Annotated in this window: 14 protein-coding genes; 4 read left to right on the forward strand and 10 right to left on the reverse strand. The window is 69.4% G+C overall.

The window, feature by feature from the left end:
- Window positions 1-56: 56 nt before the first annotated feature.
- Both EER27_RS13170 and EER27_RS13175 read right to left on the reverse strand, forming a co-directional pair.
- Window positions 57-2,225, reverse strand: a complete 2,169-nt coding sequence (locus EER27_RS13170; RefSeq protein ID WP_190285794.1) for a S9 family peptidase — start codon at window positions 2,223-2,225, stop codon at window positions 57-59.
- Window positions 2,226-2,352: 127 nt separating this feature from the next.
- Window positions 2,353-3,183, reverse strand: coding sequence for a polysaccharide deacetylase family protein (locus EER27_RS13175; protein ID WP_123088587.1), 831 nt, complete (start codon window positions 3,181-3,183; stop codon window positions 2,353-2,355).
- Between the two features lie 58 nt (window positions 3,184-3,241).
- Between EER27_RS13175 and grxD the strand changes: the two genes are divergently transcribed.
- Complete coding sequence (gene grxD / locus EER27_RS13180; RefSeq protein WP_123088588.1) at window positions 3,242-4,171, forward strand: Grx4 family monothiol glutaredoxin; 930 nt, start codon at window positions 3,242-3,244, stop codon at window positions 4,169-4,171.
- A 111-nt stretch (window positions 4,172-4,282) separates the two neighbouring features.
- Here grxD and EER27_RS17455 read toward each other — a convergent pair whose 3' ends face one another.
- The 7 genes from EER27_RS17455 to EER27_RS13205 form a co-directional block, all read right to left on the reverse strand.
- Window positions 4,283-4,411: a hypothetical protein gene (locus EER27_RS17455; RefSeq protein ID WP_263316938.1), complete on the reverse strand. Its 129-nt coding sequence runs from the start codon at window positions 4,409-4,411 to the stop codon at window positions 4,283-4,285.
- 72 nt (window positions 4,412-4,483) lie between these two features.
- Window positions 4,484-4,612, reverse strand: a complete 129-nt coding sequence (locus EER27_RS17460) for a hypothetical protein (RefSeq protein ID WP_263316939.1) — start codon at window positions 4,610-4,612, stop codon at window positions 4,484-4,486.
- A 451-nt stretch (window positions 4,613-5,063) separates the two neighbouring features.
- Window positions 5,064-5,921 carry a hypothetical protein gene (locus EER27_RS13185; protein WP_123088589.1) on the reverse strand — a complete coding sequence of 286 codons (858 nt, stop codon included), beginning with the start codon at window positions 5,919-5,921 and terminating at the stop codon, window positions 5,064-5,066.
- Complete coding sequence (locus EER27_RS13190) at window positions 5,912-6,925, reverse strand: HEAT repeat domain-containing protein (protein WP_123088590.1); 1,014 nt, start codon at window positions 6,923-6,925, stop codon at window positions 5,912-5,914. Before EER27_RS13190 ends, EER27_RS13185 begins: the two co-directional genes overlap by 10 nt.
- Before the next feature lie 170 nt (window positions 6,926-7,095).
- Window positions 7,096-7,680 (reverse strand): DUF924 family protein, encoded by a 585-nt coding sequence (locus EER27_RS13195; RefSeq protein WP_123088591.1) that lies wholly within the window; start codon window positions 7,678-7,680, stop codon window positions 7,096-7,098.
- The gene (locus EER27_RS13200) at window positions 7,670-8,266 is read right to left on the reverse strand and encodes a lysozyme inhibitor LprI family protein (RefSeq protein WP_123088592.1); all 597 of its coding nucleotides are present in this window, start codon (window positions 8,264-8,266) and stop codon (window positions 7,670-7,672) included. The genes EER27_RS13195 and EER27_RS13200 overlap by 11 nt, the downstream gene beginning before the upstream one ends.
- 158 nt (window positions 8,267-8,424) lie before the next feature.
- The gene (locus EER27_RS13205) at window positions 8,425-8,832 is read right to left on the reverse strand and encodes a GFA family protein (RefSeq protein WP_123088593.1); all 408 of its coding nucleotides are present in this window, start codon (window positions 8,830-8,832) and stop codon (window positions 8,425-8,427) included.
- 145 nt (window positions 8,833-8,977) lie between these two features.
- On the opposite strand from EER27_RS13205, the gene EER27_RS13210 reads away from it, so the two are divergent.
- Window positions 8,978-9,487 (forward strand): DUF2004 domain-containing protein, encoded by a 510-nt coding sequence (locus EER27_RS13210; protein ID WP_123088594.1) that lies wholly within the window; start codon window positions 8,978-8,980, stop codon window positions 9,485-9,487.
- 126 nt (window positions 9,488-9,613) lie between these two features.
- Here the strand turns inward: EER27_RS13210 and EER27_RS13215 are convergent, their stop codons facing one another.
- On the reverse strand, window positions 9,614-10,390 hold the full coding sequence (locus EER27_RS13215) for an AMP nucleosidase (RefSeq protein WP_123088595.1): 777 nt from the start codon (window positions 10,388-10,390) through the stop codon (window positions 9,614-9,616).
- A 202-nt stretch (window positions 10,391-10,592) separates the two neighbouring features.
- On the opposite strand from EER27_RS13215, the gene EER27_RS13220 reads away from it, so the two are divergent.
- Window positions 10,593-12,101, forward strand: coding sequence for an amidohydrolase (locus EER27_RS13220; protein ID WP_123088596.1), 1,509 nt, complete (start codon window positions 10,593-10,595; stop codon window positions 12,099-12,101).
- Complete coding sequence (locus EER27_RS13225; protein WP_123088597.1) at window positions 12,098-13,408, forward strand: amidohydrolase family protein; 1,311 nt, start codon at window positions 12,098-12,100, stop codon at window positions 13,406-13,408. The genes EER27_RS13220 and EER27_RS13225 overlap by 4 nt, the downstream gene beginning before the upstream one ends.
- Window positions 13,409-13,446 lie beyond the last annotated feature (38 nt).

The raw sequence follows: 13,446 nt of genomic DNA on the forward strand, positions 1-13,446 counted from the left end.
CGTGGGTGATCGCCCGGCGGGCGCGTGCCTGGCACGCAACCCGCCGATGCGTTGGCTTACTCGGCCGCGGGCGCCATGCCGGCAGCAGGTGTCACGCCGAGCTGATCGAGCGTGAACGCGTACATCTCGGCCAGCTCGCGGTAGCGGCGGAAGCGGCCCGACTTGCCGCCGTGGCCGGCCTCCATGTTGGTGCGGAACAGGACCGGGCGGCTGGAGGTGTTGAGGTCACGCAGGCGCGCGACGTACTTGGCCGGCTCGAAGTACTGCACCTGCGAATCCCACAGGCCGGTGCCCACGAACATCGCCGGATAATCCTGCGCGCGCAGGTTGTCGTACGGCGAGTAGGTCAGCATGTAGTCGTAGTACTTCTTTTCCTCCGGATTGCCCCACTCGTCGTACTCGTTGGTGGTCAGCGGGATGCTGGCATCGAGCATCGTGGTGACCACGTCGACGAACGGCACCTGCGACAGCACCACGCGGTACTTCTCGGGCGCCATGTTGCTGACCGCGCCCATCAGCAGTCCGCCGGCGCTGCCGCCGTACGCGGCAACGCGATCCTTGGCCGCGTAGCCCTGCTGCACCAGGTAGTCGGTGACGTCGATGAAGTCGGTGAAGGTGTTCTTCTTGTGCAGCAGCTTGCCGTCCTCGTACCAGCTGCGGCCCATCTCCTGGCCACCGCGGATGTGTGCGATGGCATAGACCATGCCGCGATCGAGCAGGCTCACCACTGGCAGGTTGAAGCCTGGGTCCATCGACGAGCCGTAGCTGCCGTACGCGTACTGCAGCAACGCGGCCTTGCCGTTCTTCTCGAAGCCCCGCTTGTAGACGATCGACACCGGCACACGGGTGCCGTCGCGCGCGGTCGCCCAGAGGCGTTCGGTCACGTACTGCGTGGTGTCGTAGCCGATCACCGGCTGCTGCTTGAGCAGGCGACGCTCGCCGGTGCGGGTGTCGAGCTCGTAGGTGGTGGCCGGGGTGGTCAACGAGGTGTAGCTGTAGCGCAGCCACTCGCTGTCGGGTTCGGAGTTGGTCTCCAGGCCCATGCTGTAGGCCGGCTCATCGGCCTTGACGTACTCGCTGGACGGGCTGGCCTGGCCCGGCGTGCCGCGCAGCAGGCTCAGGCGCTCCAGGCCGCCGGAACGTTCGCCGACCGCGGTGAAGCCGTCGAACAGCTCGAAGCCGTCGATGAAAACGTCGTCGCGGTGGCCGATCCACTCCTGCCACTGCTCGCGCGAGGTCGCATCGCTGGGTGCGGTCATCAGCTTGAAGTTGCGCGCGCCGCCGGCGTTGGTACGGATGACCCAACGGCCGTCGAGGTGGTCGGCGTCGTACTCGACATCGCGCTCGCGCGGCGCCAGCACGGTGAACTCGCCCGGGTTGGCGGCCGGCGTGCAACGCACCTCCGACGACACCGTGCTCTCGACGCCGATGCACACGAAGCGGTCGTCGCGCGTGCGCTCGATGCCCATGTAGAAGCTGTCGTCGTGCTCTTCGTAGACCAGCACGTCGTCGCTGGTGGGCGTGCCCAGGACGTGCTTCTTCACGCGCACGGTCAGCAGCGTCTCGGGGTCGTTCTCGACGTAGAACACGGTGCGGTTGTCGTCGGCCCAGACCAGGTTCGGCGACACGCCTTCGATGCGGTCGGCGTACACCTCGCCGGTGGCGATGTCCTTGAAACGCACGGTGTACTGGCGACGACCGACATCATCCTCGGCCCAGGCCAGCACGCGGTTGTCCTGGGTCACGGCCCAGTCGCCGACACTGAAGTAATCCTTGCCGGCGGCCATCGCATTGATGTCGAGCATCACCTGCTCGGCCGACTCCATGCTGCCCTCGCGGCGTGCGTAGATCGGGTAGTCCTGCCCGGTCTCGAAGCGCGAGTAGTACCACCAGCCGCGCTCGCGGTACGGCACCGAGCTGTCGTCCTGCTTGATGCGGCCGACGATCTCGTCGTACACGCGGTCCTCGAGCGGCTTGAGCGGCGCCATCTTCGCGTCGACGAAGGCGTTCTCTGCCTCGAGGTAGGCCAGCATCTCGGGGTTCTTGCGGGTGTCGTCGCGCAGCCAGTAGTACTCGTCGTTGCGATGCGCACCATGCGGCGCGCGGACCACATGCGGCTTCTTCGCAGCATCGGGCGGCGTGGCGGTGACGGCATCGGCGGCCGTGGCGGGGATCTGGCTGGAAAGGGTCATCAGGACGGCGGCAAGCAGGAGGGATGGCTTCATGAGTGGGGTCCGGCGGCACGTTGCACAACGGGCGGGGCATGGAATGTCTCACGCCGGCAGGGGATTCGGAATCCGGCGGCCTGCAGGGCGTCCGGCGACGCCTGGCGCGCGCAGTCCCGGCGCGGCCTCAGTCGACGCCCGTCGCCATCGCGGCGTGGGCGGCTGGCGCGACGTCCGCCTCCAGGCCCTCGGGCAGCAATGCGCGATAGCCCAGGGCGTCCAGGCGATCCAGCAGCATCGCCATCGCCTCGACGTTGCGCCCATGCGCGGCGCCCTCGTGCATCAGCACGATCGCCCCGGGCGCCAGGTCACGCTCGATCCGCGCGACAACCGTTGTCGGTTCGGCAGCCACCGCGTCGAAGGCGCGCGCCGACCACGCCACGCGCGCCAGCTGATGCGGCTTCAGCGCTGCGGCGACGAACGGGTTGGCCATGCCCACCACCGCCCGAAACCAGCGCGGCGGCTCGCCGGTTAGCCCGGCCAGCAGTTGCTGGGTGCGCGCCACCTCGTCGCGCATGCGGGCCGGACCCAGCATCCAGAACCGCCCCGACGGGTGCGACCAGCTGTGGTTGCCGATGCCGTGTCCACGCCGGGCGATCTCGCCCACCAGCTGCGGCCGCGCCGCGGCACGCTCGCCGACCACGAAGAAGGTGGCCTTCGCGCGGTGCGCATCCAGCAGGTCGAGCATCGCCAGGGTGTCATCGGATGGGCCGTCGTCGATGGTCAGCCACACCGCGCGTCCACGGGTCGGCAGGCGCGTAAGCACCGGGCTGAACAGGCGCGAGCCAGGCACCAACGTCGCCCACAGGAACGGCAAGTGCGAGGCCAGCATCGCCGGCAGGCCCCAACGCCAGCCCTGCCACCACCACAACGCCGCGACCGCCAGCTGCGAGGCGATGAAGAAACCGGCCCAGGCATGCGGGCGGCGCGGCGGACGGTGCAAGGCGGGGGCAGGCATGCCGCGATGATGCCACGCGCTAAACTGGGCCTCCCCCGGAAACCTGCGGACCATCGCCATGTCGCTCGACCCTGCCCTGCGCACGCGCATCGAAACCCTGCTCCAGTCCAATCGCGTGGTGCTGTTCATGAAGGGCGAGCCGGCCGCGCCGCAATGCGGCTTTTCCGCCAAGGCGGTCGGCGCGCTCGCCGGACTGGGCATCGACTACGCCCACGTGGATGTGCTGTCGGACCCGGAAATCCGTGAAGGCATCAAGGTCTACGGCGAGTGGCCGACGATCCCGCAGCTGTACATCGGCGGCGATCTCGTCGGCGGCAGCGACATCATCGAGCAGATGGCCAATTCCGGCGAGCTGCACACCGCGCTCGGCCTGCCCGCACCGGACCGCACGCCGCCGGCGATCACCGTCAGCGACGCCGCCGCGCAGATGCTGCGTGACGCGGTGGCCAACGCCGGAGACGGCTATGCCGTGCAGGTCGAAGTCGACGCGCGCCACAACACCAAGCTGCAACTCGCGCCGGTCGACGCCACCGCGATCGCGGTGGAGACCCAGGGCCTGCGCCTGCAGTTCGACCTCCCTGCCGCGCGTCGCGCCCAGGGCGTGTCGATCGACTGGGTCGACGATGAGCGCGGCCGTGGCCTGGTGATCGACAATCCGAACGCTCCGCCGAAGGTGCAGCCGTTGTCGCCCGCCGAAGCCAACGAACGCGTCGTCGCCGGCAGCCTGACCCTGGTCGACGTTCGCCCGTCCGAAGAGCGCCAGATCGCGTCGGTCAACCTGCCGTTCTCGACCCTCGACGGCGAAGCGTTGGCGCATCTCGAAGCCCTGCCCAAGGACACCGCGCTGGCGTTCCTGTGCCACCACGGCGGCCGCAGCGCGCGCGCCGCGGAGCACTTCCGCGGCCTGGGCTTCAGCCGCGTGTTCAACGTCGAAGGCGGCATCGACGCCTGGTCGCGCGACGTCGACGCGCACGTTCCGCAGTACTGAGTTGTGCTGCGGCGTCACGCGCCGCCTCCCTCTCCAAACCCGACACCTCCGGCCGCAGTCCGGCCGGAGGTTGCCGTTGCCTCAGCCGCATGGGCCTCGGCCGGCGTGGCCTCAGCCGTACTTGCGCCAGAGCCAGAACAGCCAGCCGACGACATTGCCGCCTTCGGCGCAGACCTCGACGGGCTCCTCGAGGTTGGCGATCAACGCGTCCAGCGATCCGGCCCGGTTGCAGTGCTTCATGGTCTTTCCTTTGTTGGGTCGCCTGCGCGCGCAGGCGGTGATGGTGGGTCGTGGTCGTGCGCGGTCCCGGCCTCAGCCAAAGAAACGCAGGTACCAGATCAGCCAGCCGGTGACATTGCCGCCCTCGCCGCTTACGGCGACGGGTTCGTCCAGGTCGGCGATCAGCGCGTCCAGCTGTCGGCTCCGCTTGTCGTGATGCATGTGTTGCTCCTTTGATGGTTGCCTGGCATGCAGGCATCGATGGTGGTTGCGGCCGGGGCACGGCTGCGGTGGTTCGGCGCATGGGGCCAACGCGGCGCCGCGTCGGCAACACGTTCGCGTCTTGCGCCCGCGGCCCTGCCCTCACGGGGCCGGTATCCGGGCGACGCCTCATCCAGCACGCCGTCGTCCGATCACGACGAGGGCGTGCCGCGATGGCCTGCCGTCCTAATTCAACTTGCTATCTCAACCAGATGAACACCCAGATCATTCCGTAGACATTGCCGCCGTCGCAGCAGACGCCGACGGCGTCGTCCAGGTCGGCGATCAGGGGATCGAGATTGCGGGCTGCATTGCGCATGGCTGGAAACCTCCTTGCAGGTTGGTGTGGCCTTCCCTGTATCGAATCGCGCCCCGTCCCTGGGCCGCGCATGCGGGCGTCGCCCGCAATCCGTCACCACGTGTCGGTATCGATCGCACGCGCGTCGTCGTGCGGCGGCTCGCGGTTCGGGCCACCGGTCAGCGACGCCAGCGCCTTGGCGAACGCCAGCCTGATCGCGCTGTCGGCTGCGCCATCGGCCACGTACTGCAGCCGCGCCGGCACGGCCGGCACGCCCAACGCATCGGCAAGACGCGAGGACATCGCCGGCTGCGGACCGCTGAGCACCCGACGGATGCGTGCACGGGTGGCAGGCGTCGTCGGGGTGTCGCCGGCCAGCTCGAATTCGAACTGGCGATTGGGTCTCGCCTTGGCCGACAGCACGTTCAGCGAGATCGAAAAGTCGTCGCACGGAAACTGCACGTGGATGTCGCGGCTGCCGCGGTAAAGCATCACGCGCCCCTGGGCCAACTGCTGCTGGCCCAGCGCGCGAACCGGTACGGTTTCGCCCACGAAACCGGCGGTACTGGCGTGGTCGTACTCGAACAACGCCGTGCGATAGCCCGGGCCGAGGTAGCCCACGGTCAGCAGGTCGAAGTTGTGGTCGTGCGCCTGTTCGTAGACGAAGATGCCATCGCTGCGGCGCTGCGCGGGCGGCATCCAGATGGCCGCGCGCACCGCGTAATGCGCTCCCACGTGCAGCATGAACACTTGCGGCGTGTAGGGATTCAGGCGTTCGAACGTGGGCATGTCCTGCAACTGCGCGTGCAGCGCTTCGACCAGGAAGCGGCGGTTGTTGCACAGCCGGCGCAGCACGTGCGCCGAGTGGTCGAGGTCCCGCTCCAGCACCTGCGTACCGAGCGCATCGAAGTGGCCGATCGCGTCGGCGAAGTCGATGGCGTCGTCGCAGTCGAACTCCCAGGTCAGCGCCATGTCGTGCCCTCCTGCGCCTGCGCCCGTTCGAGGTTGGCCAGGGTGGTGGCCGCGGCCCGACGCAACTGCGGGTGCGGATCGGCGAGCGCGCGTTGGAGGGCGGCCTGGCCACGCCCGTAGTCCAGGTGCAGCAAGGTCTGCACGGCCTTCCAGCGCACGAAGTGGAACCGGCTGGACGATTGCAGCGTCTCGACCGTCTCGGCCGCCTCGGAATGCCCGAAGCGCTTGAACAGGTCCAGCACGAACTCGATTCGGCTCGCGTGCATGTTCGCCGACGACGTGCCGCATCGCCGCAACGTGACCCGGTCGAAATGCTGCACCAGGGGGCCGTGCTCGCTTCGCACCACGCGCAGCAGCCACGTACCCGGATCGGCGGCGACGATCTCGACCGCCTCGCGGGATCCGATCGCGCTGAACATCTCCCCGGAACGGAGCGTGCGGCGCGCGCCGTCGCGGTGCAGCGCGGGCTGGCCGGATGGCTCGCTGGCGATGCGGTAGCAGTCGATGGTGACGCTGCCGCGTCCCAGCACGAGGTGGAGCATGTCGTTGGCGAACACGCTGATGTCGCCGGTCGCCACCGGCGTGCCGTGGACGGCGTCGACCGGCACTCGCACCGTCGGTGCGGCCTCCGACAGCAGCACCGTCTTGACGGCGTCGCGGCACAGCTCGAACCCACCTTCCGACTGCGCCAGCGTGCTGCCGCATTCGATCGCGCTGCGACAGTCGGCCGCCAGCAACAGCTCGGCCAGGGCGGTGAATTCGCCCGCGTCGCACGCGGCCGCGAGTTGAGCGGCGCAATCCGCGAGCGGGATGTCGTCGCTGCGCAGCAGGCGCTGCAGGTTCGCGATACGCCCGGCGCCTGCGTCGAGCACCTGCGCGACGGTACGGACCGCGGTGTCTGTTGCTGCGTTGGCGTTGGCGACGATGGCCGCATCGGGGCCTGGCCGGAGCGCAGGCGGAGGCGCGGAGGAAAAGGCGGGCGGAGTGGTGGGATGGGTCGTCATGCCATCCGGATACGAAGCCGGGGGCGAAAACCTGAAATCCCGATCGAAATCCGCGGCCCGCCGATGGGCTGACCGGCCGACCGGCACGGCAGCCGGCGGTCACCTCACGTCGCGAACCGGCCCGCCCGGCCGCGGTTGCGCCGGTGCACCGTCACGCATCGGACGGCACGTCAGCCGGAGAAGCCACCACCGTCGAGGAAGTCGCGCTCCTCGACACTGCTCTGTCGGCCGAGCGCCGCATTGCGGTGCGGAAAGCGGCCGAAGCGCTCGATGATCTGCAGGTGCAGGCGCGCCCAGCGGTCGGCCTCGTCGCCGACGAGGCCTTCGTGCAACTGCATCGAACGGCGCTGGTCCTCGAGCCGTTCGGAATGCTCGAACGGCAGGTAGAAGAACACCCGCAATGCCGGATCGACCTGCGTATCGAAGCCCGCATCCACCGCGCGTGCGGCGTAGTGCCTGGCCAGCGGATCGGTGGCGTACGAGTGGGCGCTGCCGCGGAACACGTTGCGCGGCACCTGGTCCAGCAGGACCAGCAGGGCCAACGCGCCCTGCGCATCGGCCATCCAATGCTCCAGCTCGCGCCGCGCCGCGCGCCAATGGCCGTCGAGCAGGTGCTCGCGGCAACGCGCGTCGAAAGCCGCGTCGCTGGAAAACCACAACGCAGGCCCTGCCTCGCGCCAGAAGGCCACCACGTCGGCCGGCAGCAGCGCATCCGCGGCCGGGGACGCGGGTGGGATGGAACGTTCAATGGACATCGTAGGACTCCTCGCTGTCGTCGTCGCTGCCATCGCCGCCGAGCTGGGTTTCCAGCTCCGCGATCCATGCCGCGGTCAGGCTTTCCAGCGTGACCGCGTGGATCAGGGGCCGGATCGCGCCACCGGAGTACGACTGCGAGATGAAGTGCGCATAGCGGTTGCGGAATTCAAGCCACGCCAGGTGCGCTTCCTGGAACATCGCCAGGTCGTCGCCACCGAGCTGCGCGCGCAGGTACCTGTAGACCTGCCGCAAGCGCGCATCGACACGGCGGAACTCGTCCTTGGCCTGCTGGTTCATCGCCGCCTGGTCGAGCGCATCGCCGCCCTGGCGCGAGACCACTTCGGCCTTGCTGAAGTAGTTGTCGGCGATGCGCGCGGCACTCTCGGCCTTGCCGAGCAGGCGGTGCTCGAAGCGGCGCAGATCGTCGAGGTTCACGTTCGCCTCCTCCAGCCCCTGCTTGAGCGCAAGCAGGCGTTGGTGGCGATCGATCATCTCGCCCGTGCGGCGGCGCTCGACACGACGCTGCACGAAATAGAAGGACCACGTCAGCACGGCGCCGACGCAGAGGTAAAGCAGCTGTTCCATGACCACTCCATCGGTTCCGGCACACAGTGTGCCGCGCCGTGATCGCAGGGACTGCGATCACCGGCGGGTCCATCGCGGCGCCACGACAGCGTGGCACCGCCTCGTTCAGCCAGCGCGCCGGGGCCCGTGGTCGCGGCGGGCGCCGGCGGCCAGCCCCGTCACAAGTGGCGCGTTTCAGCTGGCGCATTCCACCAGTTGTCGTGGCGGCCATCGGAGTACTTGACCGGGGCCTGCGCCAGCTCTTCGGCGGTGGCGTCGTCCAGGCTGGCCAACTGCACCGAGACGAACGCTCCACCGACCTGGGGAATGTCGCCCTGCCCGTACGTGCGCACCCCGCAGGTGGCGCAGAACGGCCAGTGCGTGGAGCCGGTGTTGAATTGGTAGTCGCGAGTCTCGGCCGGGTCGCTGAGCAGTCGGAATGCCTCGGGCTTGATGATCACGCCCCAGTTGCGGCTCTTGGTGCAGATCGTGCAGTTGCACTTGCCGGTGCCGGCGGCAAGGTCGATGTCGGCCTCGAAGCGCACCTTGCCGCAATGGCAACTGCCGGAATAGGTCTTGAGGGTCATGCTCGGACTCCGTGTCGAAAGAGGCCAAGCTTACCGACGGGAGTTGCCGCAGCGCGCGGGACGTCGATAGGCTGCCGGTTGCGGGCACGCACGTTCAGACAGGCACGTTCAGACCCGCACATTCCAGACCGCACAAGGATGCGCCATGAAGACACTGGATCACCCCGCCTTCGGCCAGGTCGAGATCGACCACGGGCCCGATGGCTACTGGGAAACCCGCCTGCTGCACGGCGGTCGCGAAATCGCGCTCGACCTCAACGGCGATGGCCTCGCGATCCACCACGACACGCTCGACAGGCTCGCGCCGTTCGCCACCGAGCTGTCGCGGTTCGATCGCGAAGCGCTGGCGGCGATGCATGCCCACTTTGCCGCCGACCCGAAAGCCGAACCGGTCGGCTTCTACCTCGATCACCACCTCGCGCAGGTCGACCCGGCCGAACTGGCCGCGCACCTGGGCGACGACGACGCAGAGCCGCGCATCGACGCCGCCCGGCTGCTGGGCGCCCTGCAGCTGCGGCGCGTGGGGCTGTATCCGCACGCGCCGGAACAATGTGCGGTGTTCGACTACACGATCGGCGAACAGCTGACCGACACCCTGCTGGTGGTGGGCTTCAACGCCCGCGGTGAGCTGGTCGGGATCAGCATGGAGAGCTGAGCCCGCGACCCCGCGCCGCTGGCGCCGCCGGTCGGGCGTTGCCAGCGGCGGGACACGGCCGGGCGGGTCCATCGGATCGATCGCCGCGACGCGAGGACCGCGTCGTACCGACCGCGGGGCCGGGCATCACTCGTCGAAGCGCAGGTGCCGTACCGACTTGCCGTGGCGGCGGATCAGCTTCAACGCCTCGATGCCGACCTGGATGTGGCGGTCGACGTAGTCGGCGCTGACCTTCGCGTCGGACGCCTCGGTCTTGATGCCCTCCGGGATCATCGGCTGGTCCGACACCAGCAGCAGCGCGCCGCACGGAATGCGGTTGGCGAAGCCGGCAGCGAAGATCGTCGCCGTCTCCATGTCGACGGCCATGCAGCGCATCACCCGCAGGCGCTCCTTGAAGGCCTCGTCGTGCTCCCAGACGCGCCGGTTGGTGGTGTAGACCGTGCCCGTCCAGTAGTCGTAGCTGAGGTCGCGGATCATCGTGGAGACCGCGCGCTGCAGCGCAAAGGCCGGCAACGCCGGAACTTCGGGCAGCAGGTAGTCGTTGCTGGTGCCTTCGCCACGGATCGCCGCGATCGGCAGCACCAGGTCGCCAAGCTGGTTCTTGCGCTTGAGGCCACCGCACTTGCCCAGGAACAGCACCGCCTTGGGGCTGATCGCGCTGAGCAGGTCCATCATCGTCGCCGCGTTCGGGCTGCCCATGCCGAAGTTGATCATGGTGATGCCGTCGAACGTCGCGCTTGGCATCGGTCGGTCCAGGCCGACCACGGTCGCGCCGGTCAGGCGCGCGAAACTGTGCAAGTATCCGCCGAAGTTGGTCAGCAGCACGTGCTCGCCGAACTGGTCCAGTGGCACGCCGGTGTATCGCGGCAGCCAGTTTTCGACGATCTCGTTCTTGTCCTTCATTGCGTGCTTGCCCTCCCGGCACTTGGACCGCCGGGCCATCCCGGCGGTGCCTTCACAGGCTAACGGTAGGCGCGCGGTTTGCGTAGCGGCAGGCGTCGCAGGCCTCCCCTCCGCCCGGCCCGTGACCATCGGCAGGCTTTGCAGCACCGTCCCGGGCCGCTACGGTTCGGAAGTCGCGCAATGCGGCCACCCGGGGAAACCAATGCTTCGAGCTCCTGTCGTCGCGGCCGCCGCCGCGTTCGCCACCGTCCTGCTGTGCGGTGCCGCCACCGCCCGCTCCAGTGCGGGCTCCAGTGCCGGCTCCAGTGCGCTGTCCAGTGCCGCCGCGTCCAGCGCCGCCGCCACGCGCGCGGTCCCCCGCTTCGCCCAGGACCCGTACCCGAGCACCTATCGGCCGATCGCCTCGCCGCCGGTGCTGATCGAGCACGCCACGGTGCTCGACGGGACCGGCCAGCGCCTCGAGAACGCCGACGTGCTGATGCAGGACGGCAAGGTGGTCGCGGTGGGTAACGGTTTGCAGGCGCCAGAGGGCACCATTCGTGTCGACGGCACCGGGAAGTGGGTGACGCCGGGCATCATCGACGTCCACTCGCACCTGGGCGTGTACCCCAGCCCCGGCGTCAACGCACACGCCGACGGCAACGAGATGGTCTCGCCCGTCACCCCCAACGTCTGGGCCGAGCACTCGGTGTGGCCGCAGGACCCGGGCTTCTCGACCGCGCTGGCCGGTGGCATCACCTCGCTGCAGGTGCTGCCCGGCTCGGGCAACCTGATCGGCGGGCGCGGGGTGACCCTCAAGAACGTGCCGGCCACCAGCTACCAGGCAATGAAATTCCCGGGCGCGCCCTGGGGCCTGAAGATGGCCTGCGGCGAGAATCCCAAGCGCGTGTACGGCGGCAAGAACGCGCCGCCGATGACCCGCATGGGCAACGTGGCCGGCTACCGCGCCGCGTTCATCGATGCCAGCGAGTACCTGCGCAAGAACACGCCCAAGCGCAGCGAGCCGCAGCGGCGCCGCTGGTGGCAGTCGTCCAACGGCACCGCCGACAGCGAGAAGGACACCGGCGGCAAGCGCGACCTCAAGCTGGACACGCTGGCCGGCGCGATCAACGGCGACATCCTGGTGCACATCCACTGCTACCGCGCCGACGAGATGACCACGATGCTGGACCTGGCCAAGGAATTCGGCTTCAAGGTCGCCGCGTTCCACCATGGCGTGGAGGCCTACAAGATCGCCGACCGCCTGGCCGCCGAGAACGTGTGCGGCGCACTGTGGGCCGACTGGTGGGGCTTCAAGATGGAAGCCTTCGACGGCATCCAGGAGAACATCGCCCTGGTCGACCGCCCCGAGAACGGCTGCGCGATCGTGCATTCGGATTCGGAGGAAGGCATCCAGCGCCTCAACCAGGAAGCGGCCAAGGTGATGGCGCACGCGCAGCTGGCCGGCATCGACATACCGCCCGAACGCGCCATCCGCTGGCTGACCGGCAATGCCGCCAAGTCGCTGGGCGTGCTCGATCGCACCGGCACGCTGGAGGCCGGCAAGATGGCCGACGTGGTGCTGTGGAACGGCAACCCGTTCAGCGTCTACGCCCGGGCCGAGCAGGTGTACATCGACGGTGCGCGCGTGTTCGATCGCAACGATCCCTCGCGCCAGCCCAGCTCGGACTTCCTGCTGGGCCACGGCGGTGCTTCCGGAGGTGTGCGATGAGCCGCCTTGTCCGCAGCACTTTGGCCGTCGCGACGCTCGCGCTGTGCGCGATGGGCGCACAGGCGCAGGACCTGCTGATCCGCAACGCCACGGTGCACACCGCCGGCACACAAGGCACGCTGCGCAACGCCGACGTGCTGGTCAGCGGCGGCAAGGTCAGCGCGGTCGGCACGGCGCTGGCGGCGCCGGCGGGCGCGCAGGTGATCCAGGCCAACGGCCGGCCGCTGACGCCGGCGTTGTTCGGCGGCATCACGGGCATCGGCCTGGAGGAGATCTCCGCCGAGGACGCCACCACCGACGCCTCGCTCGCCCTGGGCAGCGACAAGCACGAGATGACCGTGCGTCCCGAGTTCGACGTGACGCTGGCCTACAACCCCGAGTCGGTGCTGGTGCCGGTGGCGCGCATCGAAGGCATCGGCTGGACCCTGCTCGGCGCCGGGACAGCGCCGGGTGGCTCGATCATCGGCGGCCAGGGCGGCGCGGTGCGTCTGGACGGCGGGCCCGACCCGGTCGGCGCGCGGGTGCTGTTCGTCGACCTGGGAGCGGCGGCCGCCGGCCTCACCGGCGAATCGCGCGCGGCGCAATGGATGATCCTTGACCAACTGGTCGACGAAGCGCGCGGCCGCATCCCGGTCGACGCCAACGCCGCCCTGCTGACGCCTGCCGGACGGGCCACGCTGGCCCGCTACCTCGGCGGTGGCGGACGCGTGATGGTCTCGGTGCACCGCGCGGCCGACATCCGCCAGCTGTTGCGCTGGTCGGCGCGGCACGGCGTGCGCATTGCCATCGCCGGCGGCGCCGAGGCATGGAAACTCGCCCCGCAGCTGGCCGCGGCCCGGGTGCCGGTGTTCGTGAATCCGCTGGCCAACCTGCCGGCCGACTTCGACCAGCTCGGCGCTACCATGTCCAACGCCGCGCGGCTGCGCGCGGCCGGCGTCGAGGTCGGCTTCACCCAGGGCGGCGATGCCGCGCACAACGCGCGCAAGATGCGCCAGCTGGCCGGCAACGCGGTCGCCGCGGGCTTGCCATGGGAAGACGCCCTGGCCGGGCTGACGCGGGTGCCGGCGGAGGCACTCGGGCTGGGCGCGACGCTGGGCCGGATCGCTCCGGGACAACGCGCCGACCTGGTGCTGTGGAGCGGCGACCCGCTGGAGGTCAACACCGTGGCAACCCAGGTCTGGTTCGACGGCCGCGCGATCCCGATGCGCAGCCGTCAGACCGAACTGCGTGACCGTTACCTGCGCGCGCAACCCGCTCGCGAACAAGGCGGCCTGCCGCTGGCGTACCCGCACCCCGCGGTGCGCTGAGCGACCGGGACCTCCCTGGCCCTTGGCGATGACGGGCC

It is taken from the genome of Montanilutibacter psychrotolerans (genome assembly GCF_003719825.1).
GTDB lineage: Bacteria > Pseudomonadota > Gammaproteobacteria > Xanthomonadales > Xanthomonadaceae > Montanilutibacter > Montanilutibacter psychrotolerans.